This is a genomic window from Pseudomonas sp. SMN5 (genome assembly GCF_052041925.1).
GTDB lineage: Bacteria > Pseudomonadota > Gammaproteobacteria > Pseudomonadales > Pseudomonadaceae > Aquipseudomonas.
This window is the reverse complement of the sequence record NZ_JBKGGX010000044.1, coordinates 1-26890: the sequence shown is the minus strand read 5'-3', so window position 1 is coordinate 26890 and position 26890 is coordinate 1. Positions and strand designations below refer to the sequence as shown.

24 protein-coding genes are annotated in these 26890 nt (G+C 62.1%); 4 read left to right on the top strand and 20 right to left on the bottom strand.

Annotated features, from left to right (window positions below; all coding sequences use genetic code 11):
* Positions 1-50: 50 nt before the first annotated feature.
* From ACLEJR_RS26350 to ACLEJR_RS26340, 3 genes are all read right to left on the bottom strand, one after another.
* Positions 51-1664, bottom strand: a complete 1614-nt coding sequence (locus ACLEJR_RS26350; RefSeq protein WP_440797963.1) for an NAD(P)/FAD-dependent oxidoreductase — start codon at positions 1662-1664, stop codon at positions 51-53.
* A 279-nt stretch (positions 1665-1943) separates the two neighbouring features.
* Positions 1944-2618: a COG3650 family protein gene (locus ACLEJR_RS26345; protein ID WP_440817600.1), complete on the bottom strand. Its 675-nt coding sequence runs from the start codon at positions 2616-2618 to the stop codon at positions 1944-1946.
* Between the two features lie 62 nt (positions 2619-2680).
* Entirely contained in the window at positions 2681-3280 is a 600-nt protein-coding gene (locus tag ACLEJR_RS26340) for a short chain dehydrogenase (RefSeq protein WP_440817599.1), read from the bottom strand.
* A 105-nt stretch (positions 3281-3385) separates the two neighbouring features.
* Between ACLEJR_RS26340 and ACLEJR_RS26335 the strand changes: the two genes are divergently transcribed.
* Complete coding sequence (locus tag ACLEJR_RS26335; RefSeq protein WP_440817596.1) at positions 3386-4294, top strand: LysR family transcriptional regulator; 909 nt, start codon at positions 3386-3388, stop codon at positions 4292-4294.
* Between the two features lie 202 nt (positions 4295-4496).
* On the opposite strand, the gene ACLEJR_RS26330 is transcribed toward ACLEJR_RS26335, so the two are convergent.
* The 5 genes from ACLEJR_RS26330 to ACLEJR_RS26310 form a co-directional block, all read right to left on the bottom strand.
* The gene (locus tag ACLEJR_RS26330; RefSeq protein ID WP_440797971.1) at positions 4497-5198 is read right to left on the bottom strand and encodes an ABC transporter ATP-binding protein; all 702 of its coding nucleotides are present in this window, start codon (positions 5196-5198) and stop codon (positions 4497-4499) included.
* Positions 5199-5966, bottom strand: a complete 768-nt coding sequence (livG, locus tag ACLEJR_RS26325; RefSeq protein WP_440797973.1) for a high-affinity branched-chain amino acid ABC transporter ATP-binding protein LivG — start codon at positions 5964-5966, stop codon at positions 5199-5201. It abuts the gene before it with no gap.
* Positions 5963-7216 (bottom strand): high-affinity branched-chain amino acid ABC transporter permease LivM, encoded by a 1254-nt coding sequence (locus ACLEJR_RS26320; RefSeq protein ID WP_440797975.1) that lies wholly within the window; start codon positions 7214-7216, stop codon positions 5963-5965. Before ACLEJR_RS26320 ends, livG begins: the two co-directional genes overlap by 4 nt.
* Entirely contained in the window at positions 7213-8136 is a 924-nt protein-coding gene (gene livH / locus ACLEJR_RS26315; protein ID WP_440797977.1) for a high-affinity branched-chain amino acid ABC transporter permease LivH, read from the bottom strand. Before livH ends, ACLEJR_RS26320 begins: the two co-directional genes overlap by 4 nt.
* 262 nt (positions 8137-8398) lie before the next feature.
* Positions 8399-9526: a branched-chain amino acid ABC transporter substrate-binding protein gene (locus ACLEJR_RS26310; RefSeq protein WP_440817593.1), complete on the bottom strand. Its 1128-nt coding sequence runs from the start codon at positions 9524-9526 to the stop codon at positions 8399-8401.
* Between the two features lie 340 nt (positions 9527-9866).
* On the opposite strand from ACLEJR_RS26310, the gene ACLEJR_RS26305 reads away from it, so the two are divergent.
* On the top strand, positions 9867-10172 hold the full coding sequence (locus ACLEJR_RS26305; RefSeq protein WP_440817605.1) for a DUF2288 domain-containing protein: 306 nt from the start codon (positions 9867-9869) through the stop codon (positions 10170-10172).
* Between the two features lie 287 nt (positions 10173-10459).
* Here the strand turns inward: ACLEJR_RS26305 and ACLEJR_RS26300 are convergent, their stop codons facing one another.
* A complete protein-coding gene (locus tag ACLEJR_RS26300; RefSeq protein ID WP_440797982.1) occupies positions 10460-12637 on the bottom strand; it encodes a hypothetical protein in 2178 nt (725 codons plus the stop codon).
* 358 nt (positions 12638-12995) lie between these two features.
* Here ACLEJR_RS26300 and ACLEJR_RS26295 point away from each other — a divergent pair, with 358 nt between their 5' ends.
* Positions 12996-14345 carry a spinster family MFS transporter gene (locus ACLEJR_RS26295; RefSeq protein WP_440817591.1) on the top strand — a complete coding sequence of 450 codons (1350 nt, stop codon included), beginning with the start codon at positions 12996-12998 and terminating at the stop codon, positions 14343-14345.
* 269 nt (positions 14346-14614) lie between these two features.
* Here the strand turns inward: ACLEJR_RS26295 and ACLEJR_RS26290 are convergent, their stop codons facing one another.
* Both ACLEJR_RS26290 and pobA read right to left on the bottom strand, forming a co-directional pair.
* Complete coding sequence (locus tag ACLEJR_RS26290; RefSeq protein ID WP_440817603.1) at positions 14615-16168, bottom strand: MDR family MFS transporter; 1554 nt, start codon at positions 16166-16168, stop codon at positions 14615-14617.
* Between the two features lie 51 nt (positions 16169-16219).
* Positions 16220-17410, bottom strand: a complete 1191-nt coding sequence (gene pobA, locus ACLEJR_RS26285; RefSeq protein WP_440817590.1) for a 4-hydroxybenzoate 3-monooxygenase — start codon at positions 17408-17410, stop codon at positions 16220-16222.
* Positions 17411-17586: 176 nt separating this feature from the next.
* Between pobA and ACLEJR_RS26280 the strand changes: the two genes are divergently transcribed.
* On the top strand, positions 17587-18480 hold the full coding sequence (locus ACLEJR_RS26280) for a helix-turn-helix domain-containing protein (protein WP_440817587.1): 894 nt from the start codon (positions 17587-17589) through the stop codon (positions 18478-18480).
* Positions 18481-18517: 37 nt separating this feature from the next.
* Here the strand turns inward: ACLEJR_RS26280 and ACLEJR_RS26275 are convergent, their stop codons facing one another.
* From ACLEJR_RS26275 to ACLEJR_RS26235, 9 genes are all read right to left on the bottom strand, one after another.
* Positions 18518-18694 (bottom strand): hypothetical protein, encoded by a 177-nt coding sequence (locus ACLEJR_RS26275; RefSeq protein WP_440797990.1) that lies wholly within the window; start codon positions 18692-18694, stop codon positions 18518-18520.
* Positions 18695-18928: 234 nt separating this feature from the next.
* Positions 18929-19288: a DUF5064 family protein gene (locus ACLEJR_RS26270; protein WP_440797992.1), complete on the bottom strand. Its 360-nt coding sequence runs from the start codon at positions 19286-19288 to the stop codon at positions 18929-18931.
* 64 nt (positions 19289-19352) lie between these two features.
* A complete protein-coding gene (gene arcC / locus ACLEJR_RS26265) occupies positions 19353-20282 on the bottom strand; it encodes a carbamate kinase (protein ID WP_440817586.1) in 930 nt (309 codons plus the stop codon).
* Positions 20283-20343: 61 nt separating this feature from the next.
* Positions 20344-21354: an ornithine carbamoyltransferase gene (locus tag ACLEJR_RS26260; protein ID WP_440817584.1), complete on the bottom strand. Its 1011-nt coding sequence runs from the start codon at positions 21352-21354 to the stop codon at positions 20344-20346.
* A gap of 68 nt (positions 21355-21422) precedes the next feature.
* Positions 21423-22679 (bottom strand): arginine deiminase, encoded by a 1257-nt coding sequence (gene arcA, locus ACLEJR_RS26255; protein WP_440817582.1) that lies wholly within the window; start codon positions 22677-22679, stop codon positions 21423-21425.
* Positions 22680-22709: 30 nt separating this feature from the next.
* Complete coding sequence (gene arcD, locus ACLEJR_RS26250; protein WP_440817579.1) at positions 22710-24137, bottom strand: arginine-ornithine antiporter; 1428 nt, start codon at positions 24135-24137, stop codon at positions 22710-22712.
* Between the two features lie 87 nt (positions 24138-24224).
* Positions 24225-25571, bottom strand: coding sequence for a CoA transferase (locus ACLEJR_RS26245; protein WP_440817576.1), 1347 nt, complete (start codon positions 25569-25571; stop codon positions 24225-24227).
* Positions 25572-25605: 34 nt separating this feature from the next.
* Positions 25606-26034 carry a YbaN family protein gene (locus ACLEJR_RS26240; RefSeq protein ID WP_440817574.1) on the bottom strand — a complete coding sequence of 143 codons (429 nt, stop codon included), beginning with the start codon at positions 26032-26034 and terminating at the stop codon, positions 25606-25608.
* A 147-nt stretch (positions 26035-26181) separates the two neighbouring features.
* A complete protein-coding gene (locus ACLEJR_RS26235; RefSeq protein ID WP_440817573.1) occupies positions 26182-26772 on the bottom strand; it encodes a biliverdin-producing heme oxygenase in 591 nt (196 codons plus the stop codon).
* Positions 26773-26890 lie beyond the last annotated feature (118 nt).

The following is a 26890-nucleotide window of genomic DNA, read 5'->3' as shown; positions in this document are numbered from 1 at the left end:
TTGTCCCTTTGGGAATCATCAATCATCCCCCCCCCCACACAGGGCCGAGTTTAGGCTTGCAGCCCTAGGATATCCCGCGCCACGGCCTCGGCAATCCGAATCCCGTCCACGCCTGCCGACAGGATCCCGCCCGCATAGCCGGCGCCTTCGCCCGCCGGGAACAGGCCCTTCACGTTCAGGCTCTGCAACGATTCGTTGCGGGTGATGCGCAGCGGCGAGGAGGTGCGGGTTTCGATCCCGGTCAGTACCGCGTCATGCAGCGAGTAGCCGCGAATCTGTTTTTCGAAGGCCGGCAGGGCTTCGCGGATGGCTTCGATGGCGAAGTCCGGCAGCGCCAGGGCAAGGTCACCCAGCGCGACCCCGGGTTTGTAGGAGGGTTCGACGCTGCCCAGGGCCGTGGACGGCTTGCCAGCGATAAAATCGCCCACCAGTTGCGCCGGCGCTTCGTAGTTGCTGCCGCCGAGCACGAACGCGTGGGATTCCAGGCGCTCCTGCAACTCGATCCCCGCCAGCGGGCCGCCCGGATAATCCACTTGCGGGGTAATGCCGACGACGATGCCGGAGTTGGCGTTGCGCTCGTTACGCGAGTATTGGCTCATGCCGTTGGTCACGACACGGTTCGGCTCGGACGTCGCGGCCACCACGGTGCCGCCCGGGCACATGCAGAAGCTGTAGACCGAGCGACCATTGCTGGCGTGGTGCACCAGCTTGTAGTCAGCGGCACCGAGTTTCGGGTGGCCGGCGTATTTGCCCAGGCGAGCGCTGTCGATCAGCGATTGCGGGTGTTCGATGCGGAAACCCACCGAAAACGGCTTGGCTTCCATGTATACCCCACGGCTGTGAAGCATGCGGAAGGTGTCCCGGGCGCTGTGGCCCAGGGCGAGGATCACGTGCCGGGAATGGATGCGCTCGCCGCCGGCCAGTTCCACACCGACCAGTTGGCCGTCTTCGATCAGCACATCAGTGACCCGCTGCTGGAAGCGCACTTCACCGCCCAGGGCGCGAATCTGCTCGCGCATGTTTTCCACCACGCCGGTCAGGCGGAAGGTGCCGATGTGTGGTTTGCTGACGTAGAGGATTTCTTCCGGTGCCCCGGCCTTGACGAATTCGTGCAGAACCTTGCGCCCGAGAAACTTCGGGTCCTTGATCTGGCTGTAGAGCTTGCCGTCGGAAAATGTCCCTGCGCCGCCTTCGCCGAACTGCACGTTGGATTCAGGGTTGAGCACGCTCTTGCGCCACAGGCCCCAGGTGTCCTTGGTGCGCTGGCGGACTTCCGGGCCACGCTCGAGGATGATTGGCTTGAAGCCCATTTGCGCCAGCAGCAGGGCGGCGAAGATCCCGCACGGGCCGAAGCCGACCACGATCGGTCGCTCGCCCACGTCGGCCGTGGCTTGGCCGACCATCTTGTAACTGACATCCGGCGCTTCGTTGACGTTACGATCATCGGCGAACTTGCGCAGCAGGCTGGCTTCATCGCGCACCGTCAGGTCGATGGTGTAGATGAAGCACAGCTCGGAGGATTTCTTGCGTGCGTCGTAGCTGCGCTTGAACAGGGTGAAGTCGAGCAGGTCATCGCTGGCGATGCCCAGGCGTTGCACGATGGCGGCGCGCAGATCTTCTTCGGGGTGATCGATCGGCAGCTTGAGTTCGGTGATTCGTAACATGAGGGGATCCGGTTCGCGGGGCGCACAACTGCGCCAGGGCGTGTTTCAAACCGGCGATTATAAGCTGCAATGGATGGTTTGTGGCGCGGGCCTGGTCGAAAGGGACAGACGTGATTCTGCTGGCGCACCGAGTCCTCGGTTTCAAGGCCGCTTCGCGCCCAGCGGGAGCAAGCTCCCCCGCCACGGGATCGGGTTGCTCACAATATTCGGTTGGGCTCGGTCCATGTGGCGAGGGAGCTTGCTCCCGCTTGAGTGCGAAGCACTCACAGGGTGATCGGATCAGTCGTTGCGCGCACCGCCGAAGTAGGCGCAGCCGCGCTGGATCTGGCCGTTGACGCGGATTTCGGCACTCATGTGCTGGACGCTGCCGGTGACGCTGTCGACGCAGCGCTGCGGCGCGACCCAGAGTTCGACTTTCTGGCCGTTGGCTTCGGTGCTGAGGTTGAAGCGCCCGTCACCCAGTTGTTCCTCCAGGTAGGGCACCGCCAGGGTCGGCTGGCCCTCGCGTTCGAGCACCATGCCTTTGCCGCTGGCGTTGAGGCTCCATTGCGGGCCATGGCCGCTGGCACGCAGGACCAGGGGTTTGAAATTGACGTCGTCGCAGGCGCTGCCCGAGCGCTCCAGACGGTACAACTGCTCCAGGTCCAACTGACTGTCGGTACCGGCCGCCGCACTGGAGACGATATGGCCTCGCACATCGGCGAACAGTTTGCCCTGGTCATCGGCCAGGCTGGCCGCTTGTTGCAGCACGCTGGTGCCGCCACTGTCGTTGACGATGTAGCGACGCTGTTCCTGGCACGGCTGGAACACCAGTTTGCCGTCGGCGGCCGTCAGCTCGCCCTGCATGCGCGTCTGGCCGGCATGGGAAGCGCTCTGGCGTGGCGCGTCGAGCAATTGGCAGCCGGCGAACAGCGGCAAGAGGGCGATAAACAGCAGGGAGCGGGCGGCACGCATCGTTGGGTCTCCAGACAGGTGCCGCCACGTTACGCAGACTGATCCTGCATCACAAGAGGGTATTAGCCTACGTGGAATACCTGACCCGTCTGTAGGCCTTCGACACTCTTGGCGTAGGCCAAAGCGACATCCGCGGCCGGGACCGGTTTGAAACCGCGGAAGTACGGTGCGTACTTGCCCATGGCTTCCAGCAACACGTTCGGGCTCACCGAGTTGACCCGCATGCCCCGTGGCAATTCGATTGCCGCCGCACGCACGAAACTGTCCAGGGCGCCATTGACCAGGGCCGCCGACGCACCACTCTTGATCGGATCGTGGCTGAGCACGCCGGTGGTGAAGGTGAAGGACGCACCATCATTGGCGTATTCGCGACCGATCAGCAGCAGGTTGACCTGGCCCATCAGCTTGTCTTTCAAGCCCAGGGCGAAACTTTCTTCAGTCATGTCGCCCAACGGCGCGAACGTGACATTGCCGGCTGCGCAGACCAGCGCATCGAAGCGACCGGTCTTTTCAAACAGGGCGCGGATCGAGGCGCTGTCGCTGATGTCCACTTGCAACTCGCCGCTGTTGCGCCCGATGCGGACGATTTCGTGGCGTGGCGAGAGTTCTTTATCGATGGCCGAACCGATGGTGCCGTTGGCGCCGATCAACAGGATTTTCATGGGTGGTTCCTCATTTGGGTTGAACGAGGTTGCAGTCTAGGGTGGTTTTTCCTTTCGATAAGCGCGCTAATAGGCAACCTTTGGTTTTCATTTGGAAACAATCCAGTGAGCGAGATCGATGACCTGGCGGCATTTGCCGTGTTGATGGAGGTCGGCAGCTTCACCCTGGCGGCGCAGCAATTGGGTTGCAGCAAGGGCCAGTTGTCCAAGCGGATCAGCGCCTTGGAAAGCCGGTTTTCCGTGCGGTTGCTGCAACGCACCACGCGCCGCCTGAGCCTCACGGCGGCCGGGGCGGCGTTGTTGCCCCAGGCTCAGGCGTTGCTCGTGCAGGTAGAAAGGGCGCGTCAGGCATTGGCGCGGTTGAAGGACGAAATTTCCGGTCCGGTGCGTATGACGGTTCCGGTTTCGCTGGGTGAAACCTTCTTTGATGGATTGCTGACGGAGTTCGCCCGCGCGTATCCCAACGTGCAGATCGAACTGGAGCTCAACAACGGTTATCGCGATCTGACTCGTGACGGTTTCGACCTGGCGATCCGCTCGGACGCCGCCATTGATGAGTGTCTGGTGGCCCGACCGTTGTTGGCCTGGCACGAAGTGACCTGTGCCAGCCCGACCTATCTCGATCAGCATGGCGAGCCGCTGACGCCTCAGGCGCTGGCCGAACACCGATGCCTGCTCAACAGTCACTACAGTGGCCGGGAGGAATGGCTTTACCACCAGCAACATGAGCTGTTGCGAGTCAGGGTGTCGGGACCGTTCGCCAGCAACCACTACAGCCTGTTGAAAAAAGCCGCCCTGTCCGGCGCCGGCATCGCCCGGCTGCCATCCTATCTGCTCCATGAGGAATTGGCTGACGGACGCTTGCGCTGGGTTCTGCGCGACTACCAGACCCGACGCATGCCGATGTACCTGGTGCACCCATATCAGGGCGGCTTGCCCAAGCGGACCCAGGTGCTGGCGGATTATCTGTTGGATTGGTTCAAGCGCAGTGGGGAGGCGTTGGATCGACTCTGACCTGGACCGATCCCGTGGCGAGGGAGCTTGCTCCCGCTCGGTTGCGCAGCAACCGCAAAAATCTTGGGGCCGCTTCGCTCGAGGCGTCGGCCCCTCCCAGCGGGAGCAAGCTCCCTCGCCACAAGGGCGCTCGGCAGAGGATCGGTTGAAACGCGCCCGAAAAAAAACGGCCCGAAAGCCGTTTTTTCATCTCGCAACGGACTCAACCGCCCAGATACGCCTCGCGCACTTTCGGGTCGGTCAGCAGCGCTTCACCGGTGCCTTGCATGACCACGCGGCCGTTCTCCAGCACATACGCCCGGTCGGCGATTTTCAGCGCCTGGTTGGCGTTCTGCTCCACCAGGAACACCGTCACGCCATCCTTGCGCAGCTGTTCGATGATGTCGAAGATCTGCTGGATGATGATCGGCGCCAGGCCCAGGGAAGGCTCATCGAGCAACAGCAGCTTGGGCTTGCTCATCAGCGCACGGCCGATGGCGAGCATCTGCTGTTCGCCGCCGGACATGGTGCCGCCGCGCTGGGTAAAGCGTTCTTTCAAGCGTGGGAACAGGTGCAGCACCTTGTCCATCTGTTCCTGGAAGTCGCCTTTGTCGGTGAAGAATCCGCCCATGGCGAGGTTTTCTTCAACGGTCAGCCGGGCGAAGACCCGACGACCTTCCGGCACCACCGCGATGCTCTTGCGCATGATCTGCGACGAGCCCTGGCCGACCAGTTCCTCGCCCATGTAGCGGATGCTGCCACTGTGGGCCTGGGGTGAGCCGCAGAGCGTCATCAGCAATGTGGACTTGCCGGCGCCGTTGGCACCGATCAGCGTCACGATCTCGCCCTGGCGGACTTCCACGTTGACGCTGTGCAGGGCCTGGATCTTGCCGTAGAAAGTGGAAACGTTTTCGAACTGCAGCATTTACGCTTCCCCCAGGTAGGCTTTGATCACGTCGGGATTGTCGCGGATCTGTTCCGGCGAGCCGTCGGCCAGGGGCGTGCCCTGGTTGATCACGACGATGTGGTCGGAAATGCTCATGACCAGTTTCATATCGTGCTCGATCAGCAGCACGGTGACGTTGTGCTCCTCACGCAGCACGCCGATCAGCGCCTTCAGGTCTTCGGTTTCCCTGGGGTTCAGGCCGGCGGCGGGTTCGTCGAGCATGAGGATTCGCGGGCGAGTCATCATGCAGCGGGCGATTTCCAGGCGGCGTTGCTGACCATAGGCCAGGGTCCCGGCGGTACGGTTGGCGAATTCCTTCAGGTTGACCTTGTCCAGCCAGTACTCGGCGTACTCCATGGCCTCACGTTCGCTCTTGCGGAACGACGGAGTCTTGAACAGGCCGGCAAAGAAGTTGGTGTTCAGGTGGCGGTGCTGGGCGATCAACAGGTTCTCGACCGCCGTCATGTCCTTGAACAACCGTACGTTCTGGAAAGTACGCACCACACCCTTGCGAGCGATGTGATGGCCGGCCAGGCCCTGGATCGGCTCGCCGTCCAGCAGGATGGTGCCACCGGTGGGCTGGTAGAAGCCGGTCAGGCAGTTGAATACGGTGGTCTTGCCTGCGCCGTTCGGCCCGATCAAGGCCACCACCTGTTTCTCTTTCACGGTCAGGGCCACGCCATTGACCGCCAGCAGGCCGCCGAAGCGCATGCTTAAGTTTTCAACCTTGAGGATCTCGCGGCTCATTTGCGCAGCTCCATGTGTGGGCGTTGCATAGGCAGCAAACCTTGAGGACGCCAGATCATCATCAGCACCATCAAGGCGCCGAACATCAACATGCGGTATTCGCTGAATTCACGCATCATTTCGGGCAGCAGGATCATCACGATGGCGGCCAGGATCACACCCAGCTGCGAGCCCATCCCGCCCAGCACCACGATGGCGAGGATGATCGCCGACTCGATGAAGGTGAACGATTCCGGTGTCACCAGGCCTTGGCGGGCGGCGAAGAAACTGCCGGCGAAACCGGCGAACGCAGCACCGAGGGTGAAGGCTGACAGCTTGATCACCGTAGGATTGAGACCCAGGGCGCGACAGGCGATTTCATCTTCGCGCAGCGCTTCCCAGGCCCGGCCGATCGGCATGCGCAGCAGGCGGTTGATGACGAACAGCGCGGCCAGGGCCAGCAACAGCGCAACCAGGTAGAGGAACACCACTTTGTTCACCGGGTTGTAGGTCAGCCCGAAGAATTCGTGGAAGGTCTGCATGCCCTCGGCCGCCGAGCGGTCGAAGCTCAGGCCGAAGAAGGTTGGCTTGGGGATGTTGCTGATGCCGTTGGGACCGCCGGTGAGGTCGGTGAGGTTGCGCAGGAACAAGCGGATGATCTCACCGAAACCCAGGGTCACGATGGCCAGGTAGTCGCCGCGCAGTCGCAGCACCGGGAAGCCCAGCAGGAAGCCGAACGTGGCAGCCATCATCCCGGCGATCGGCAGGCAGATCCAGAAGCTCAGGCCCAGATAATGGGACAGCAGCGCGTAGCTGTAGGCACCCACTGCGTAGAACCCCACGTAACCGAGGTCAAGCAGGCCCGCCAGACCGACCACGATGTTCAGGCCCAGGCCCAGCAACACGTAGATCAGGATCAGCGTGGCGATATCCACCGCGCCTCGGGAGCCGAAGAACGGCCAGATCAGCGCGACCACGATCAGGCCGATGATGATCCGGCGCTGGGTGCGTGGCAGGGTCAGGAACTGACTGACCTTGGGCGATACCAGTGGGCCACGGTTGGAGCGCAGCGCGGCGCCAACCTGTTGGCTGAACAGCACCCGCAGGAACATCAGCACCGAGCACAACGCAATCACGCTCAGGGTCAGTGGGCCGGTGCCGTGCACTTCGAGGCTGACGCCGACGATACTCAGCTTGAGGCCGAGCACCGGGAAGGCGACGGCCCAGACCAGCAGGGCGCTGAACAGCGCCTGTTTAAGATATTTGCTCATACTTTCTCAACCTCCGGACGGCCCAGGATGCCGGTCGGCCGGAACAACAGAACCAGGACCAGGAGACCGAAGGCCACCACGTCCTTGTACTGGTCTCCGAAGATATCGGCGCCGAATGCTTCGGCCACCCCCAGCACCAGCCCACCGAGCATCGCGCCCGGAATACTGCCGATGCCACCCAGGACCGCCGCGGTAAAGGCCTTCAGGCCGACCAGGAAACCGGCGTTCGGGTTGATCACACCGTACTGCATGCTCAAGAGCACGGCAGCGACGGCCGCCAGGGCGGCACCGATGACGAAGGTCAGGGCGATGATGTTGTTGGTGTTGATGCCCAGCAGGTTGGCCATCTTGATGTCTTCGGCACAGGCGCGGCAGGCACGGCCCAGGCGGGAACGGGAGATGAACAGGGTCAGGCCGAGCATGGCGATCAGGGTCACGACGAAGACCAGGATCTGCATGTACGAAATCAGGACTTCCTCGGCACCACCCGGGCCGAAGGAGAAACTCCCCGGGATCAGGTTGGGAATGGATTTGTCCTTGGAGTCCTGGGACAGCAAGACGGTGTTCTGCAGGAAAATCGACATGCCGATGGCGGAAATCAGCGGGATCAGACGGTTGCTGTTGCGCAAGGGGCGGTAGGCAACGCGTTCGATGCTGTAGCCATAGGCACTGGTGACAACGATGGACGCCAGGAACGCGGCGGTCATCAACAGCGGCAGTGAGTGGATGCCCAGCATGGCCAGCCCGGCAAGGGCAATGAAGGCCACGTAGGAACCAATCATGTACACCTCGCCATGGGCGAAGTTAATCATTCCAATGATGCCGTAAACCATTGTGTAGCCAATGGCTATCAAGGCATAGGTGCTGCCAATGGTCAGGCCATTAACCAGCTGTTGGAAGAAGTGATAGATCTCAGGCATTACAGCGCTCCTAAAAACCCGATACGCATTTCACTGGTGGAGTCATGTTCCGGCCTTGTGCTGTGTTCTGTGATCACATTTGCCCAAAGCGTTTGCCAGCGAACCGCTGGTGACGGTTTTAAGATTTTCAGGTGAACCAGCGCCCGGATCGCGGGTGCCTGGCCCATAAACCTCGTAAAACAAAGCCCACTGCTTGCACAGTGGGCTCGTTGACCGTGAGTCCTGTAACGTCAAATTTGCGTAACAGGACTCCAGGCCGTGCTTACTGAGGAGAAACTTCAGTTTTCGGTTTGCCGAAGTGCCACTGGTAGACCACGAATTTGAAGTCCTTCAGGTCGCCCTTGTTATCGAACGACAGCTCGCCGGTCGGGGTCTTGAAGGTGCCTTTGTGGAGGGCTTCAGCGACCTTGGCCGGGTCATCGCTCTTGGCTGCCTTGATACCTTGGGCGATCAGCTCGACGGCGGAGTAGGCCGGGAATACGAACGGACCGCTCGGATCCTTGCCGTCGGCCTTGATGGCCGCAACGATTGCCTGGTTCGCAGGATCGGCGTCGAAGGATTTCGGCAGGGTCACCAGCAGGCCTTCGGAAGCGTCCTGGGCAATTTGCGAGATGGAGTCGTTGCCGACGCCTTCCGGCCCCATGAACTTGGCGTTCAGGCCTTTTTCCTTGGCTTGACGCAGGATCAGGCCCAGCTCAGGGTGATAGCCGCCGTAGTAGACGAAGTCGACGTTGTTCTGCTTGAGCTTCTGGATGATCGAAGAGAAGTCCTTGTCACCGGCGTTCAGGCCTTCGAACACGGCCACTTTCACGCCTTTGCCCTCGAGGGTCTGCTTGACGGCGCTGGCGATGCCTTCGCCGTATTGCTGTTTGTCGTGCAGGACCGCAACGACTTTCGGCTTGACGTGATCGGCGATGTAGTTGCCGGCCGCCGGGCCCTGGGCGCTGTCCAGGCCGATGGTACGGAAGACCAGCTTGTAGCCACGAGCGGTGATGTCCGGGCTGGTGGCCGCTGGGGTGATCATGATCACGCCTTCGTCTTCGTAAATGTCCGAAGCCGGTTGGGTGGAGCTGGAGCAGAGGTGGCCGACGACGTACTTGACGCCATCGTTGACCACTTTGTTCGCCACGTTTACGGCCTGTTTCGGGTCGCAGGCGTCATCGTATTCCTTGGCTTCGAGCATTTTGCCGTCGACGCCGCCCTTGGCGTTGATGTCCTTGATGGCCTGCGCGGCGCCGACGAATTGCATGTCGCCGTATTGGGTCACCGGACCGGTCTTGGGGCCGGCGATGCCGATCTTGATGGTGTCGGCGGCGAACGAATGGCTGGCAACCCCGGCCAGAACCATAGCGGCAAACAGTTTGGAAATCTGCTTAGTAGCCTTAGTCATAGTGCTCCACTCATGCTGTTGTAATTTTTATAGTCCTGGCGCCGTAGCAGCAGAACCGGGTCAGATATCTTGGATATCCCCGCGGAAAATGCCCCCGGCAACTGTACCGGTACAGTGTAGAGCGCCGGTTGTTGGCAAGGGAAGCTGGCGCTTGGGGGCAAAACCTGCGGGTGTCGCTTTATTGAAAGAAAAAGACAGAATTGCGGCGAGGGTTGTCCGTAAGAAATCGGCAATCCTTGGCTTTGCTGCACTTTTCAATCGGTACTCCAATTGCTACCGGGTTTTTCTGTCAGACCACCGACGTTATGATTCGCGCCGATTTCTTTTCCGGACAGCTCCCATGAATGAAGAACCTAGCACCCTCTATGCCAAGCTGCTTGGTGAAACCGCATCCATCACCTGGAAAGAGCTGGAGCCGTTCTTTGCCAAGGGTGCCCTATTGTGGGTCGACCCGGCACTGGATTTGATCGCCGCCGCCGAGGCCGTCGCCCAGGACGAAGGGACCAAAGTCGCCGCCTGGCTGGCCGCCGGGCAACTCGCCAAGCTGTCTGAAACGCGGGCGCTGGATTTTCTGAAGCGCGATCCGCAGCTTTGGGCGGTGGTGGTTTCGCCTTGGATAATGATCCAGGAAAGGGCGTCGAATTGATCGATGCACCAAGATGGGGCGCTGTCCCGATCCTTGGAAAGTGTGTAGGTGAGTAGCGTGATGGCATGCTGCCGTGGCGAAACGCCACAGGGCAGGGTGACGTATACGTAACGGGAACAGTTTATCGGGCAGCCGTTGGGCTGCTTAATTGTTTCTGGATGTTGTTCGGGCGCAGGGTTCAGGACCGCTATCGCGAGCAAGCTCGCTCCCACAGTGGGTCTGTGTACACAAAACCCTGTGGGAGCGAGCTTGCTCGCGATTGGAGGCAACACGGTGCTGCGCCGGCCTCAGTAAGTCCTGCCAGTATGGTTATTGAGCGAAATAACCTTGGTCTTGCCAATGCGATGACGGTAGATCTCGCGCAGGTACTTGATGGCCTTTTTCACGCAATCGCGGGACAGACGGATGTCGTTGATCGAGACGAACTTCTCTTTGTCGCTGATCAGCTCGCGGTACTTCTTTTCGTACATCGGCTTGATGGCGTACCAGTTGGTGTCGAGGATTTTCGCCGGGTTCTCGAACTCGTTGAGCAAGTCGTCGATCCGCTCCTCATCGAAGTCATCGCTGATGATGAAGTCCAGGATCGAGTTGTCCAGGGTGTCGTCGAAGCGGTACGGGGTGCGGGCGAAGCAGCGCTTGATGAACGCCACGATCAGCGTCAGGAAGTCGTCCGACAGGCACGGGCTCTTGGCAATCAGGGTGGTCAGCGACAGGTTGGCCGAGGCGCCGATCACCAGCGCGTAACGCTTGAGCGTGGTGTTGGGGAACAGGCTGTTGAGGTGGGTCTTGAGCCGGTTCAGGTCCATGTAGGACAGTTTGTAGTCCTTGGGCAAGGAAACGATCGACACCACCGACGAGCAATTCTTGAAAAAGTGCAGGTCATGCAAGGCCGCGGCGTCGTAGCCCGAGTTCTTGTACTGCTCCAGCGATGCCCGGTAGCGCTTGGATTCGATCGGCAGCAGGCTGATGCCTTCGATGGCCTGGGTGACCTTGTTGAAGTGCGGCAGGTCGATGGAGCGGAAGAACAGGTCATCGATGTTCAGGCGTGGCGGCTCTTTCTCGAACACCTTGAATTTGTCGCCGCTCGGCGCCGGGGTTTCCGGGACGACGGACTCGGCGTAGGCAATCGCCACCGGACCGGCCAGGCTCATGAACAGGTCGTTGGCGTCCAGGCGGATGGTTTCGCCGATGTCGATGCCGGCCCGCCGGAAATAGTTCTGGTCGTAGTCGGTGGTGACCGCCTGGGCGGTCAGGATGTTGAAGATCTGCTGGGAGATGTACTGGTTGGCGTGCTTCTCCATGGCGTTGACGTCGATGTTCTGGATGTTGCCGTCGTCGCTTTCCTCGGCGTAGCGCATGATGTCGTTGGAGATCAACATCATTGCGTTCCACGGGCGGATACGCCCCATGACGCTGGCTTCGCTGCTGTCTTCGTTGGCGAAGTTGTATGAGAAATCCCATTCTTCCGACAGGTATTTGCACAACAGGCGTCCGGCGTTGATGTGCAGCGCCTCGGACATTTCGCTGCGGTGGTCGGAAATATTCGGCAGCACACAGATGCCGCTGGTGAAGATCGGCTCGAAGACGAAGGAATGACCGCTCTTGCTGTCGTGTTCGTCCATCGGCTTGGTGTCGAACGTCTTGTTCATGTACGAGTACTGCTGGGCCAGGCCGAACTCCGAGGCCATGCCCGAACCGGTACCGCCGCCGGCACTGAAGATCGAGAAGTACAGGCGCGACTGGTTGGCCTTGATGCCGCAGCTGTCGATCAGGTACGAGTGGATCATTTTCCAGTCGGGGCTGGAGAAGCGCTGGGTGTCCTTGTTCAGGATGATCTTGGCCAGGTACTGGCCGAGGATCGGTGCGTTACCGGCGCCACCGGCATGGACTTCCGACAGGTCCATGATTTTCATCTTGCTGTAGTCGCGCAAAAAGCCGCTTTTCTCGCCTTTGCGGGAAAAACGGATGCGTCCGGCGATGTCCTTGTCCAGGTCGCCGAGCATGACCAAGGGCTCGACCAGGAACACCGGTTTGCTGGCCTTGCTGTTACCCAGGCGCAGGTTGTGGCGGATCCATTGCGCAGGGCTGTAGCCCTTGTCGCTGTAGTTCTTGTCTTCGGCGTTGAATTCGTTGAGGTAGAACTTGCGGGCGTTATACACCAGCTCGGCCACGTCCAGGGCAATGTTGGAGCCGCAACGGCCCAGCCCGATCAGGCACACCGACGGGAATTCCTGCTGGCCACGTTCGCTTTCTTCGTCCACCAGGTGGGGCGGGCGCGGGAACACGCTGTCGCGCAGGCCATCGAGGTTGTCGAGGATGCGGTCGGTATTGGTTTCGGTGAAGTACAGGTACTGCTGGGTCGACAAGGGGCGCGAGGTGCTCGACGTCGACGACGTTTCGAGGCCGTTGGCGGCCGGGCCCAGGGTCAGATCGGATACCGCAGTGGCTGATTTTTTGGAAGTCATTGTGCGCCGTTGCCTGAACTGGTTGGTTCGATGATCGGGGTCATCGAATCATCGAGAATGGGAGCTCGCGTCCGTGTTGGCGCGAAGTCGGCCCTAGCGGTCAAGGCACACGCCTGAACAGCGCTCGGGAGAATCTATTCACGTTGGATCGGCCACCGGAACGTGATCTTTAGGCGGGATCGGGCAAAATGATGGCAATTGTTACTGGAACTTGACCGGCATCAAGAAGCACACCGTCCGCCATGGTCAGGTATCAGCCGTGCGAATGATCGCAGACAGTCCGGCCGCTGCTGTCTAGATTGCAGATTCCGGGCTCGGAAGCCTCGCCGCTGCCCCATGACAATAAAGAGACGGACCCATGCAGAACTCGACCCAAGCGGCGAATGCCTGGCGCATTCTGTTCCTGCTGTTCCTCGCCAACCTGTTCAACTTCTTCGACCGCACCATTCCGGCGATCATCATCGAGCCGATCCGTATGGAGTGGAGTCTCAGCGACTTCCAGATCGGCATCATCGGCACCGCCTTCACCATCGTTTATGCCATCGCCGGTTTGCCTCTGGGGCGCATGGCTGACACCGGTTCGCGCAGTAAATTGATGGGCTGGGGCCTGGCGACCTGGAGCGCGTTGACGGCGGTCAACGGCCTGGTGGGCAGTTTCTGGGCCTTTCTGCTGGTGCGCATGGGCGTGGGCATCGGCGAGGCCAGTTACGCGCCGGCCGCCAACTCTCTGATCGGCGATCTGTTCCCGGCTCATCGGCGGGCGCGGGCCATGGGCATTTTCATGCTGGGCCTGCCGATCGGTCTGCTGCTGGCTTTCTTCACGATTGGTGCGATGGTCAAGGCCTTCGACAGTTGGCGCGCGCCGTTCTTTATCGCGGCGGTGCCGGGGTTGGTGCTGGCGTTGTTCATGTTCTTCATCAAGGAGCCCAAGCGCGGCGCGGCGGAGACCGTGCAGGTGTCCCAGGAGAAAATCGACCGGCCGATTCGCCGGGTGCTGGCGATCCCGACGTTCCTGTGGCTGGTGCTGGCCGGGCTGTGCTTCAACTTTGCCACCTATGCCTGCAACTCGTTCCTGGTGCCGATGCTGCAGCGTTACTTCCTGATGCCGTTGCACGAGGCGGCGGTGGCCACCGGGATCATGGTCGGCGTGACCGGGTTGTTCGGGCTGACCCTCGGCGGCTGGGTCGCCGACAAGATTCATCAGCGAGTGCCCAATGGGCGCCTGTTGTTCGCCGCGTTCAGCCTGGTCATCTCCACCGTGACCACCGCGTGGGCGTTGCACGCCGGACGAATCGAAATCGGGGTGTTCGTTGCGGTGTTCAGTGTCGGCTGGCTGTTTGCCTATAACTTCTACACCTGCGTGTACACGGCGATCCAGGACGTGGTCGAGCCACGCCTGCGGGCCACCGCGATGGCCTTGTTCTTCGCCGGGCTGTACCTGCTCGGTGGCGGCCTGGGGCCGGTGGTGGTGGGCGGTTTGTCCGATTACTTCGCCCGCATGGCCATGGCCGCGGCCGGGGTCGACCAGATGAGCGAAGCGTTCAAGGCCATCGGCCTGCACGACGCGATGTACCTGATCCCGGTGGCGTTGTTTCTGACCATGGTGTTCCTGTTCCTGGCGTCACGCTGTTTCGTGCGTGATGCCCGGCGGATGAAGGAGGGGATGAGCGGTGGGGTGGAACCGGTGGGGGCAGCGGCGACGGCATAAGGCCCACAAGAAGCAGCCGTGCACCATTTTCCCGTGGCGAGGGAGCTTGCTCCCGCTGGGCTGCGCAGCAGATTCGGAATTTGTCAGCCGATGCAGCAGGGGGGCCGCTTCGCGCCCCAGCGGGAGCAAGCTCCCTCGCCACGGTGCTGCACTAGCCACCGGGGGGTTGCACTAGCCACCGGGGGGTTGCACTAGCCACCGGGGTGTTGCACTAGCCATAGGGGGCTGCACTAGCCACCGAGGGGCTGCGCTCATTACAGGGTTTTGCGCTAACCAGAGGTTGGCGCGCTACCGGGCTTCTCATCCCGCCCACGCAACAACCGGTTCGGCATCGCTACCGCTGCCGCCAGCCCCAACAGTGATATCGCCGCGCTGATTAGCAGCAAATGCCGGAAGGTGTTTTGCAACTCCTGACGCAAGGCGTTCTGCGCTTCGCCCGGGGCAGCGTTCAGGCCGTCCAGCAGCACATTGCCGGATTGGCCTTCGCCCAGCAGCGAAGCGCCGGCGAGTTGGGCGAAACTGGAATCGTGCAACAGTGCCAGCAGCAACGCCGACATCAGCGCCACACCCACCGCGCCGCCGAGGGAGCGGAACAGGTTGGTGGTGCTGGTGGCGACGCCGATGTCCCGTTGTTGCACCGAGTTCTGCGAGCCCACCAGCGAGGTGGGAAACTGCATGCCGGAGGCGATGCCACTGAGTAGCATGAACAGGCTGCTGAGCCAGAACGCGTCAGGCGGGGTAAAGGCCATGCCGAGGATCGCGAATGGGAAGAGCAGCGCACCGCTGAGGATCATCGGTTTGTAGCGCCCGGTGATCGAGGTCCGGCGACCGGCAAAATACGCGCCCATCGGCAAGCCCATCGCCAGCGGCAGCAAATGCAATGCGGCGCTGTCGGCACCGGCGCCGGTCACGCTCTGAAAGCGCAACGGCACCAGCACGGTCAGGGAGATTGCCTGGAAACTGGTGAAGAACACCGTGCACCAACACAACACCGCACTGCGGTTGACGAACAGATGCATCGGCAGCAGCGGCTCGCGGGCGCGGCGCTCGTGCCAGGCAAATGCCCCCAGCACCCATACCGCGCAACCCAGCAGCCCGAGCACTTCGCGGCTGTGCCAAGCGTGGCCCTGGCCGAACTGGGTGATGCCCAGCAACAGCGCGGTCAGGCCGATGATCAGCAACACGGTGCCCAGGTAATCGATGATTGGCGTGCGCTGCGGCACCGGCAACCCGACCAGCGCCCGGCGCGCCACCAGCCACGCGCCCAGGCCCAGCGGCAGGTTGATCAGGAACACCCAGCGCCAGGACAGGTATTGGGTCATGTAACCGCCCAGCACCGGCCCGGCCACGCTGGCCACCGCATACATGCTGCTGAAATAACCCTGATAGCGCCCACGTTCCCGGGGCGGGATGATGTCGCCAATGATGGCCTGGCTCACCGAAATCATCCCGCCGGCACCGATGCCCTGGAAGATCCGCGCCAGCACCAGCTGTTCCATGTTTTGCGCCAGTCCGCAGAACACTGAGGCCAGCGTGAACAGGCCCATGCCGAACAGCATCAACCGGCGTCGGCCGTACAGGTCGCCGAGCTTGCCATAGATCGGCACCGCCACGGTCATGGCGACCATGTAGCCGGAAATCACCCAGGCCAACAGGCTGACGTCGGCGAACTGCGCCGAGATGGCCGGCATCGAGACGGCGACGATGGTCTGGTCCAGGGCGCCGAGGAAGATCGCCAGCATCAGCGCCACCAGCACGCGGCGGATGGCTGGTTTCTGGGCTGAAGGAAATTCGGGCTGGGTCACGGCAAAACCTGCGGGCATCACGCCGGTAAGGCGAATGGTACGGAGCACGCAGTGTAAGTCGATAGTCGGCTATTCGATAGCCTCGTAAGGAAGTCCCACGTAATTTTCCGCGATGGTCTTGCGCCCGGCCTCGGAGTCGACGAAATACGCAAGCTCCGCTTCGCTGATGCGCTGGTTGAAGGCGTCATCATCGAAGCGATGCAGCATCGAGGTCATCCACCAGGAGAACCGCTCGGCCTTCCAGACGCGCCGCAGGCAGATGGCCGAATACCGTTGCAGCAGGTCGACGCGGCCGTCGCGATAGACCTTGAGCAGGATGTCGAACAGCGTGCTGACATCACTGGCCGCCAGGTTCAGCCCCTTGGCCCCGGTGGGGGGGACGATGTGGGCCGCGTCGCCCACCAGGAACATCCGCCCATGCTGCATCGGCTCGACCACGAAGCTGCGCAGCGGCGCGATGCTTTTCTCGATCGACGGGCCGGTCACCAGGGTTTCGGCCAGGTCGGCGGGCAGGCGGGCTTTCAGTTCGGCCCAGAAGCGTTCGTCCGGCCAGTCGGTCAGTTGTTCATCGGCAGGTACTTGCAGGTAGTACCGGGTGCGGGTCCTGGAACGCATGCTGCACAGGGCAAAACCGCGATCATGGCGGGCGTAGACCAGTTCCTCGTTAACCGGCGGGGTGTCGGCCAGGATGCCGAGCCAGCCGAAAGCATAGACCCGTTCAAAGACTTTGAGTCGGTCCGCCGGGATCGACTGCCGCGCCACGCCGTGGAAACCGTCGCAACCGGCGATGTAGTCGCAGTCCAGGCGCCAGGATTGGCCCAGGTGTTCGAAGGTCACGAAGGGCTGCTCGGTCAGCATGTCGTGGGGCTGGGCCTGGTCGACTTGATACAGGGTGCGGCCACCGGTCTGTTCACGGGCGGCCATCAGGTCGCGGGTCACTTCGGTCTGGCCGTAGACCATCACGTTTTTGCCACCGGTCAGCCCCCTGAGATCGATGTGCACCCGACGCCCGTTGAGCACCAGTTCGAAGCCGTCGTGTTCCAGGCCCTCGGCGTCCATACGCTGGCCGACGCCAGCCTGGCGCAGCAGTTCGGTCATGCCCTGTTCCAGCACGCCGGCGCGGATGCGGCTCAGCACGTACTCCGGCGTCTGGCGTTCGAGGATGACAGTGTCGATCCCGGCGTTGTGCAGCAACTGGCCGAGCAGCAGCCCAGAGGGGCCGGCGCCGATGATGGCGACTTGGGTCTTGAGGGTTTTCATTGTTGTTATGGCTCGCACTGGGCACGCAACCGAAGTCGGTGTTGATTGTTATGGACCGAGTGCCTGCATTTTTCGCTTGCGGACCTGTCAGTTGAAGGGGAAAACTGCGTCGATACCTGTTCGTTTTGCCAATTGGTGCGATTATCGCCCGCAACCCCAGGCCCGGATTCCTCGTTATGAAAAAACCAGACCTGCCGACGATCCCGGTGTTCAAGCTCTACGGCGAGGGCCAGGACTGGCCGACGCCGGACCTTTTGCACTGTGAGACCATCTCCAAGCGCAGCCGCGAACATCAATGGGAAATCAAACCCCACCGGCACGCCGACCTGTGCCAATTGTTATTCGTGTTCAAGGGCCACGCGGAACTGGAGATCGAAGGCCAGCGCACGCAACTCGACGAGCCGGCGGTGCAGATCCTGCCGCCGCTGTCGGTGCATGGCTTCCGGTTCTCCGAAGACGTGGAAGGCTACGTGGTGACCCTGGCGGCGCCGCTGGTAGCGCATCTGCAGGGGCAATTGGGGCATTCAGTGAACGTGCTGGCCCAGGCCGAAAGCTACCCGGCCGGTGAAAACGCCGAGTATCTCAATAGCCTGTTCAGCGCGTTGCAGGCCGAATACATGGGCCATCAACCGGCCCGGGAAATGCTGATGCACGCGCTGGTCAACGTGATCATGGTCTGGGTCAGTCGCCAGGTGATGCAGCGCCGCACCAAGGCCCAACGTCCGCAACGGGCCCGGGAATACCTCAACGGGTTCATTCAGTTGGTGGAAGAGACCTATCGCCAGCACGTCAAGGTCGAAGACCTGGCCCATCGCCTGGGCATTTCGGTGTCGCACCTCAACGGCACCTGCCGGGAACTGGCGGGGCAGCCGGCGTTGCAGATCATGCACGAGCGCCAGTTGCTGGAGGCCAAGCGGATGCTGACGTACACCGGCCTGACCATCTACGAGATATCGGAGATGCTCGGGTTCTCCGACCCGACCAACTTCACCCGACTGTTCCGCCGGCGTGTCGGTATCTCGCCCAAAGCATTCCGCGACCGGCTCAAGAGCGATCAGCTGGACGACTGAATCAGGCTGTTTCGTACACAGCCTGGTTCGTAAGAGCCTAGCGCAGCGCGTTAAGGGTCGCGTTGTGGGGGATGCAGCGTTCCACGTTGCAACTGGCGTATTCGCGGGGTTGTTGTCTGGCCTGCTCGACCCGGTAGGCCGCTGTGCCGTACAGCGCAAGCGTAGCGGCGCAGGTGATGAAAACGGCGAAACGCCTTTTTGTTTTGATGTTCATGGCGATGACCTCTGAACGAATACCCGGGGGTACTGTGTTAAGCATAGGTCAGCGCGGGTGGGTTGCCAGTTGAGTGCGTACTGGATCTGACTCGGTATTCAGGACATCGATGATCCTTTGTGGGAGCGAGCTTGCTCGCGATGAGGGAGTGTCAGTCTCCTAAGTGCCGACTGATCTACCGCTATCGCGAGCAGGCTCGCTCCCACAGGGTGACGGGGTGTCTGGTAGAGCCGATTACGCCAAGTGCTCAGGCTTCATCGGATCCCCCGGCTTGACGCCCAGTTGCTGACGCACGTCCTCGAACATCTCGTCGTAATACTCGTGCATCGAGCCGATGCTGGCGTTCTTGGGCAACCCGTATTTCTGGGCGATGCGCGTGGCGGGGCGGGCAAAGTCGAAGGCCTGGTCCTTGGCCAGGAAAAAGCGCTCGTCCACGGGCTTGTCCTCGACCGTGCCGTGCAGCCGAAACGACATGCCCTGGCCTTCCTTGGGATCCTGGGCGAGCTCGTAGTCGATGCACAGGTTGTAGCTGTAATCGTCCTTGTTCAGCGCGTGGCGCTCCATGTGCAGGTGACCGGGTCGGAACAGGGCCATGAGCGACTCTCCATGAAAGGCGTAGAAGTAGGGCAGACCGCGAATCTGCCCCGCAAGTTTCCCGTTATCGATAAGTGATGCCAGCGGTTGCCGTGCTGATGCGGGTACCGGCGGTGCCTTGGACGATAGCATCGATGTCTGAAAGCGCCCCGATCACCGCGACCTTGCCGGTGTTGCGCGCGAACTCGCACGCCGCCTGCACTTTGGGGCCCATGGAACCGGCGGCGAAGCCGAGTTTGTCCATTTCGTCGGGATGGGCCTGGGCGATGGCTTTCTGGGTCGGTTTACCAAAGTCGATGAAGGCGGCGTTGACGTCGGTGGCGATCACCAGCAGGTCGCTCTCCAGTTGCTCGGCCAGCAGCGCCGAGCACAGGTCTTTGTCGATCACTGCCTCGACGCCTTGCAGCTTGCCGTCGGCGTCATACATCGTCGGGATGCCACCGCCGCCAGCGCAGATCACGATGCTGCCTTTTTCCAGCAGCCACTTGATCGGGCGGATCTCAAAGATCCGCTTGGGCCTGGGGCTGGCGACCACGCGGCGGAATCTGTCGCCGTCCGGGGCAATGGCCCAGCCGTTTTCGGCCGCCAGTTTCTGCGCTTGCTGTTGGCTGTAGACCGGGCCGATGGGTTTGCTGGGGCTCTGGAAGGCCGGGTCGTTGGCGTCCACTTCGACTTGGGTCAGCAGCGTCGCGAAGGGCACTTCGAAGTCCAGCAGATTGCCCAGTTCCTGTTCAATGATGTAGCCGATCATGCCTTCGGTTTCGGCGCCCAATACGTCCAGCGGATACGCCGAAACCGAGGTGTAGGCCGCCGCCTGCAATGACAGCAGGCCGACCTGCGGACCGTTGCCGTGGGCGATGACCAACTGGTTGCCGGGATGGATCTTCGCGATCTGTTCGGTCGCGGTGCGGATGTTGCTGCGTTGATTGTCGGCGGTCATGGGTTCACCCCGACGCAGGAGGGCATTACCGCCCAGGGCAACGACGATGCGCATGGTGTTGTCCTTTTACAAAGAGATCAGAAACGACTCGCTCCCACAATGGTCGGTGGTGGGGTTAGAGATCCGCCAACGTTGACACCAGGATCGCCTTGATGGTGTGCATGCGGTTTTCCGCTTGCTCGAAGGCGATACAGGCCGGTGATTCGAACACGTCGTCGGTGACTTCGATGCCGTTGGCCAGGTGTGGATATTGCTCGGCGATCCGTTTGCCGACCTGGGTGTCGCTGTTATGGAACGCCGGCAGGCAATGCATGAACTTGGTGCGTGGGTTGCCGGTGGCTTTCATCAGTTGGGCGTTGACCTGGTAGGGCAGCAATTGCTCGATCCGCTCGGCCCAGGCTTCGACCGGCTCGCCCATGGACACCCAGACGTCGGTGTGGATGAAGTCCACGGCGTTGACCGCCGCTTTGGGGTCTTCGGTGAGGGTGATGCGGGCGCCGCTTTCTTCGGCGTACCGATGGCAGCGTTGCACCAGGTCGTCATGGGGCCACAGGGCCTTCGGCGCGCAGATACGCACGTCCATGCCGAGCTTGGCGCCGATCAGCAGCAACGAGTTGCCCATATTGTTGCGAGCATCGCCCAGGTACGCGTAGCTGATCTCATGGATCGGCTTGTCGGCGTGCTCGCGCATGGTCAGCACGTCGGCGATCATTTGCGTGGGGTGATATTCATCGGTCAGACCGTTGAACACCGGGACGCCGGCGAACTTCGCCAGCTCTTCGACGATTTCCTGCTTGAAGCCCCGATACTCGATGGCGTCGTACATGCGCCCGAGCACACGGGCGGTGTCCTTCATGCTTTCCTTGTGGCCGATCTGCGATGAGTTGGGGTCGATGTAGGTGACGTTGGCGCCCTGGTCGTAGGCCGCCACCTCAAACGCGCAACGGGTGCGGGTCGAGGTTTTTTCGAAAATCAGCGCAATGTTGTTGCCTTTGAGGTGCTGCTGTTCGGTGCCGGTGTACTTGGCTCGCTTGAGGTCGCGGGACAGGTCCAGCAAGTAGCGCAGTTCGCGGGGGGTGTGGTGTTCCAGGCTGAGCAGGCTACGGTTGTGGATGTTGAACGCCATGATGGATCTCCTCGGGTTTCGGTTATCCCCTGGGCGGTGTCCGGTCAACACCGACCCAGGCGCAGAAGTCAGTAGTCGATCGGGTCGCGGATGATCGGGCAGGTCATGCAATGGCCGCCGCCGCGACCTCGTCCCAGTTCGCTGGCGCTGATGGTGATGACCTCCACCCCGGCCTTGCGCAGTAAGGTGTTGGTGTAGGTGTTGCGGTCATAGCCAATCACCACCCCCGGCTCCAGAGCCATTACGTTGTTGCCGTCGTCCCATTGCTCGCGTTCGGCGGCGAAGCTGTTGCCGCCGGTTTCCACCACGCGCAGTGCCGGCAGTTGCAAGGCCGCTGCGACCGTGTCGAGAAAGCTGCCTTCTTCACGACGCACGTCGATGCCACCGGGCTTGCTTTCGTCGGGGCGCAGGGAGAACGCGACGATCTGGCTGACCACTTCGGGGAAAATCGTCACCAGGTCGCGGTCGCAGAAGCTGAACACGGTGTCCAGGTGCATGGCGGCGCGAGACTTGGGCAAGCCGGCGACGATCACCCGCTCCACGGCCTTATGCTTGAACAGGTTCAGCGCGAGCTGGCCGATGGCCTGGCGGGACGAGCGTTCGCCCATGCCGATCAGTACTACGCCATTGCCGATGGGCATCACGTCGCCGCCTTCGAGGGTGGCGCTGCCGTGGTCCAGATCCGGGTTGCCGTACCAGATCTGGAAGTCGGCGTGGGTGAACTCGGGGTGGAATTTGTAGATGGCGGTGGTCAGCAGGGTTTCCTGGCGGCGGGCCGGCCAGTACATCGGGTTCAGGGTGACGCCGCCGTAGATCCAGCACGTGGTGTCGCGGGTAAACTGGGTGTTGGGTAGCGGCGCCAGGATGAAGCTGGAGTGCCCGAGAAAATCGCGGAACATCTGAATGGTTTTGCCACCGAAGCTGTCGGGCAGGTCATCGGCGCAAACCCCACCGATCAGGAATTCGGCGATCCGGCGCGGTTCCAGGCTGCGCAACCACGAACCGACTTCATTCACCAGGCCCAGGCCTACCGAGTCGGCGGTGATCTTGCGGTGCAGGATCCAGTCCAGGGCTTCGGGAATGGCGACGATGTCGGTCAGCAGGTTGTGCATTTCCAGTACGTCGATGCCGCGCTCGCGCATCTTGGTGACGAAATCAAAATGGTCGCGCTTGGCCTGGTTGACCCACAGCACGTCATCGAACAGCAGTTCATCGCAGTTGTCCGGGGTCAGTCGCTGATGGGCCAGGCCTGGGGAGCAGACCATGACTTTGCGCAATCTACCGGCTTCGGAATGAACGCCGTACTTCACTTTTTCCGTGGTCATTGGATGTTCTCCGTTGAGATCGTCAGCCTGTTACAAGGTCAGGAAGCCGTCGTAGAGGCCATAGGCAGCCACCAGGGCGCCCACCACCACGGCGGCAAAAATCAGTTTCTCGACTGAGGTGAATACCGGTTTGCCCACCTCGCGCCGGGCCTTGGCAAACAGGATCGCGCCAGGGGCGTAGAGCAGGGCGGAGAGCAGCAGGTATTTGATCCCGCCGGCGTACAGCAGCCACACCGCATAGATCAGGGCGATGGCGCCGATGAACAGGTCCTTGCGGCGTTCGGCCAGGGCGTTTTCATAGGTTTCGCCCCGCACCGCCAACAGCAGCGCGTAAGCCGCCGACCACAGGTACGGCACAAGAATCATCGAGGTGGCGAGGTAGATCAGTGACAGATAGGTGCTGGCCGAAAACAGGGTGACGATCAGGAACAGCTGCACCATTGCGTTGGTCAGCCACAAGGCGTTGGCCGGGACGTGATTGGCATTTTCGCGACGCAGGAACGCCGGCATGGTGTGGTCCCGGGCGGCGGCGAACATGATCTCGGCGCACAGCAGCACCCAGGACAAGAGGGCGCCGAGCAGCGAAATGATCAGGCCGACGCTGATCAGCACCGCGCCCCAATGGCCCACCACATGCTCCAGCACCGCCGCCATGGAAGGGTTTTGCAGTTTCGCCAGTTCCGGCTGGGTCATGATCCCCAGCGACAGCACATTCACCAGGACCAGGAACAGCAGCACGGTAATGAACCCGATCACTGTGGCCTTGCCCACGTCCGAGCGTTTCTCGGCGCGGGCGGAAAAAATGCTCGCGCCCTCGATGCCGATGAAGACCCAGACGGTGACCAGCATCATGTGCCGGACCTGGTTCATCACACTGCCCAGGTCCGGGTTCTTCACGCCCCAGATGTCGGCGGTGAAAACGTCGAGCTTGAACGCGAACACTGCGATCAGCACGAACAACGCCAGCGGCACGACCTTGGCAACCGTGGTCACCAGGTTGATGAACGCGGCTTCCTTGATACCGCGCAGCACCAGCCAATGCACGGCCCACAGCAGGGCCGAGGCGCCGACCACCGCTGCAACCGTGTTGCCTTCACCAAACACCGGGAAGAAAAAGCCCAAGGTGCTGAACAGCAGCACGAAGTAGCCGACGTTGCCCAGCCAGGCGCTGATCCAGTAGCCCCAGGCCGATGAGAAACCCATGTAGTCACCGAACCCGGCCTTGGCGTAGGCGTACACGCCGCCGTCCAGGTCGGGCTTGCGATTGGCCAGGGTCTGGAACACGAACGCCAGGGTCAGCATGCCCACCGCGGTGATCGCCCAGCCAATCAGAATGGCGCCGACATCGGCACTGGCCGCCATGTTCTGCGGCAGGGAAAAGATCCCTCCGCCGATCATCGAACCCACGACCAGCGCGACCAGCGCACCCAAGTGAAGCTTTGCGGGGGTATCAGACATAGCATGACTCCGAGGCAGCAGAGGAGAGTCACAGCCTATGTCGGTTTTGCCTCGGGTTAGCTGACCCAGGTCAGCAGGCGCAGCTGATTACCACTGCGCTCGATGCGCCCCGAGCTCAGTTGCCGCCCGCGTCCACTGCAACGGCGTGCCGCTGATTTTCAGCGGTACCTGCAATCGGTGCGCGGGGCCCCACGGCGTCTGTTCCACCAGCAGGCCCTGATCGTCGTTGTCCTCGGGGCGAAGCGCGGCCTGGGCCCCCGGCCCCTGTTCGATCAACAGTTTTGCCGTGCGCGCCAGTGACAGGCGGGCAGAACCGCCTCGACCGTTCTCCAGACGCCGGGCCAGCAACACGAGGGTGCTGGCCGCCATCAGGTAGCCAGTGCCATGATCCAGCGCTTGCACCGGCAGTGGCGTTGGTTGGCTGGCCTGTTTCCAGGCCATGCCCCCCTCGGCGATGCCGCTGCTCATCTGCACCAGGCTGTCAAAGCCGCGACGGTTGCGCCATGGGCCGTTCCAGCCGTAGGCGTTGAGGCTGACGTCGATCAGCCCCGGGTTCATGCCCCGACGCTGCTCGGCGTCAAGGCCCAGGCGCTCCAGAGCGTCTGCCCGATAGCCATGCAGGAGGACGTCGGCGTCCCTGAGCAAGGCTTCGAATACCGCACGATCATCAGGCCGATGCAGATCCAGGCGCGCACAGCGTTTGCCCAGGGTCACTTCCGGCACCACGCCGGGCTCGTTCCAGGTGGGCGGGTCGATACGCAGGACATCGGCGCCGAGCCCGGCCAGCAAGCGACTGGCAATGGGGCCCGCGAGCACCCGGGTCAGGTCCAGCACCTTGAGGCCGGCCAACGGCTGGGCCACGGATCCGAGCCAGGGCTTGTGCGCCGCCGTGTTGCTGGGGGTGAACCGCACCAGCGGCTCGGCGTTCACCGCTTGGCCTTGGGGATGAGCCTGCCATGCCTGCCACGAACGCATCTGGGCAGCGCACCCGCCTGCCTCGACTACGGCCTGTTCCAGTTCCGACTTGGGCCAGCGAGCGACCCGGCTCGCCATTTCGCTGCGATCAGCACACGGGCCGAGGACTTTTTCCGCTGCCAGTCGATGATGCGGTGCATTGGTATGTAGGCGAATCCAGCCATCGGCGCAGGCATAGTCGCCGGCCACCGGGTCCCACAGTGGCGGAGGGTTCCAGCCGACCGGTCGTAGCGAGGTGGAGAACCAGAACGAGGCCAGGCGTCGGTCCACTTCGACCGATGGCCGGCGCCCGGTTTGCTGGTGGATGAGTTCGGCAGTCGCCTGGCCGGCAGCGGCGATGCTGGCGCAGGCCAGCTCCGTGACGGCGAACGCCGAGGGCAGGGCGCCTTCATCGGTGAAGGGGATCTGCGTGGTGGGCAGGCCGAGCGCGTCTTGCATGGACGTGAGCAGGTCAGTCATCGAAAGCCCTCCGCAATGAGAGGGCGAGCATAGATCAAAAATCCGTCGGGGGCTGCTTCGCCGCCAAGCGCGGGCAAGAACCCGGCGCAGGTTCCGGTCGCGACCAGATCCACAGGTTGCCCAGACCCATGCCGGCCAGCGCCAGGTAGACCGGCCAGCCATGGCCGAGCGTGGCCAGCATCACCCCGGCGCAGAGCAGCATGCTGACCGTGGCGGTAACCTTGGCCCGGCGCGGGATGGCCTTGCCGTTGCGCCAGTTGCGCAGCATCGGCCCGAACAGCCGGTGGTTCTCCAGCCAGGCGTTCAGGCGCGGCGAACTGCGGGTCGCGGCCCAGGCGGCGAGCAGGATGAACTCGGTCGTCGGCAGGCCCGGCACGACCAGGGCGACCAGGCCGATGGCGAGGCTGATGTAGGCGAGCAGGGTGAAGAGCAGGCGGGTGAGTTTTGAGGGGGAGCGGTTCATGTGTTCTTCAAGCTCACTCGGATCACTGTGGGAGCGAGCCTGCTCGCGATTGCTATCGGTCAGGCAATATCACCGGTATCTGACACTCCGCTATCGTCGGATCGCCGCCCGGAGCAGGCTCGCTCCCACATGGACTGTGGTCACTGTTCAGGCCAGTTCGGTCGCATAGGCATGCTCCAGCAACACCGTAAACCGGTTGAATGCATCCAGCGCACCTTTATCCGCCTCGGCTTCCTGCTGTGGGGTAAAGACCAGGCTATCGAGGGTTCGGGTAAAAGTTTTCCAACCTTCGGCGCGTCCGCCCGCCGGTTCGGCCAGGTGCCGGGCGCCGAAGGTTTCGCTCAATCCCAGGCCCACGGCGCGCTTGATCAGAAACGCCGCGCCGAGTTTCGAGCCTTCGGAGACGAACAGCCAGCCCAGGGCTTCGGCCTGGGTTGGGTTCTTCACCGCACCGGCCACGGGCGGCGGGATCTCGGTGTCCAGGTCTGCCAGGTCGGCCCTGGCCGCTTCGGCGCGGCAGCGGGCCGGCAGGTCGGGAATCAGGCTGGACAGGTGCGCGTCGTTGTACAGCGCCATCAGTTCCCACTGGAACAGGTATTGGGCCACCACGAAACGGGCGTAGCCGGCCAGTGTTTCGAAGGGGGCGTGGGCCTTGACCAGGGCATCGAGCCTGCTGTGGGGCTCGTGGGTGATCTGGTTCAGGCGTTGGGAGCGTAACGTTGATTGTGGGGTATTCATGGGAGCTCCTTGAGAGGAAAACAGGTATGTGATGACAAGACGAATCGCAGTCCATCGCACGGTGAGAACAGGATGCTTTTGTGGGGGGGGGGGGAGGGGACCCCCCCCCCACAACACA

What these genes read in the sequence shown, in the direction of transcription:
- ACLEJR_RS26350 (WP_440797963.1), bottom strand. Translation starts at nt 1,664, where the DNA reads ATGTTACGAATCACCGAACTCAAGCTGCCGATCGATCACCCCGAAGAA.
- ACLEJR_RS26345 (WP_440817600.1), bottom strand. Translation starts at nt 2,618, where the DNA reads ATGCGTGCCGCCCGCTCCCTGCTGTTTATCGCCCTCTTGCCGCTGTTC.
- ACLEJR_RS26340 (WP_440817599.1), bottom strand. Translation starts at nt 3,280, where the DNA reads ATGAAAATCCTGTTGATCGGCGCCAACGGCACCATCGGTTCGGCCATC.
- ACLEJR_RS26330 (WP_440797971.1), bottom strand. Translation starts at nt 5,198, where the DNA reads ATGCTGCAGTTCGAAAACGTTTCCACTTTCTACGGCAAGATCCAGGCC.
- livG (WP_440797973.1), bottom strand. Translation starts at nt 5,966, where the DNA reads ATGAGCCGCGAGATCCTCAAGGTTGAAAACTTAAGCATGCGCTTCGGC.
- ACLEJR_RS26320 (WP_440797975.1), bottom strand. Translation starts at nt 7,216, where the DNA reads ATGAGCAAATATCTTAAACAGGCGCTGTTCAGCGCCCTGCTGGTCTGG.
- livH (WP_440797977.1), bottom strand. Translation starts at nt 8,136, where the DNA reads ATGCCTGAGATCTATCACTTCTTCCAACAGCTGGTTAATGGCCTGACC.
- ACLEJR_RS26310 (WP_440817593.1), bottom strand. Translation starts at nt 9,526, where the DNA reads ATGACTAAGGCTACTAAGCAGATTTCCAAACTGTTTGCCGCTATGGTT.
- ACLEJR_RS26305 (WP_440817605.1), top strand. Translation starts at nt 9,867, where the DNA reads ATGAATGAAGAACCTAGCACCCTCTATGCCAAGCTGCTTGGTGAAACC.
- ACLEJR_RS26300 (WP_440797982.1), bottom strand. Translation starts at nt 12,637, where the DNA reads ATGACTTCCAAAAAATCAGCCACTGCGGTATCCGATCTGACCCTGGGC.
- ACLEJR_RS26295 (WP_440817591.1), top strand. Translation starts at nt 12,996, where the DNA reads ATGCAGAACTCGACCCAAGCGGCGAATGCCTGGCGCATTCTGTTCCTG.
- ACLEJR_RS26290 (WP_440817603.1), bottom strand. Translation starts at nt 16,168, where the DNA reads ATGCCCGCAGGTTTTGCCGTGACCCAGCCCGAATTTCCTTCAGCCCAG.
- pobA (WP_440817590.1), bottom strand. Translation starts at nt 17,410, where the DNA reads ATGAAAACCCTCAAGACCCAAGTCGCCATCATCGGCGCCGGCCCCTCT.
- ACLEJR_RS26280 (WP_440817587.1), top strand. Translation starts at nt 17,587, where the DNA reads ATGAAAAAACCAGACCTGCCGACGATCCCGGTGTTCAAGCTCTACGGC.
- ACLEJR_RS26275 (WP_440797990.1), bottom strand. Translation starts at nt 18,694, where the DNA reads ATGAACATCAAAACAAAAAGGCGTTTCGCCGTTTTCATCACCTGCGCC.
- ACLEJR_RS26270 (WP_440797992.1), bottom strand. Translation starts at nt 19,288, where the DNA reads ATGGCCCTGTTCCGACCCGGTCACCTGCACATGGAGCGCCACGCGCTG.
- arcC (WP_440817586.1), bottom strand. Translation starts at nt 20,282, where the DNA reads ATGCGCATCGTCGTTGCCCTGGGCGGTAATGCCCTCCTGCGTCGGGGT.
- ACLEJR_RS26260 (WP_440817584.1), bottom strand. Translation starts at nt 21,354, where the DNA reads ATGGCGTTCAACATCCACAACCGTAGCCTGCTCAGCCTGGAACACCAC.
- arcA (WP_440817582.1), bottom strand. Translation starts at nt 22,679, where the DNA reads ATGACCACGGAAAAAGTGAAGTACGGCGTTCATTCCGAAGCCGGTAGA.
- arcD (WP_440817579.1), bottom strand. Translation starts at nt 24,137, where the DNA reads ATGTCTGATACCCCCGCAAAGCTTCACTTGGGTGCGCTGGTCGCGCTG.
- ACLEJR_RS26245 (WP_440817576.1), bottom strand. Translation starts at nt 25,571, where the DNA reads ATGACTGACCTGCTCACGTCCATGCAAGACGCGCTCGGCCTGCCCACC.
- ACLEJR_RS26240 (WP_440817574.1), bottom strand. Translation starts at nt 26,034, where the DNA reads ATGAACCGCTCCCCCTCAAAACTCACCCGCCTGCTCTTCACCCTGCTC.
- ACLEJR_RS26235 (WP_440817573.1), bottom strand. Translation starts at nt 26,772, where the DNA reads ATGAATACCCCACAATCAACGTTACGCTCCCAACGCCTGAACCAGATC.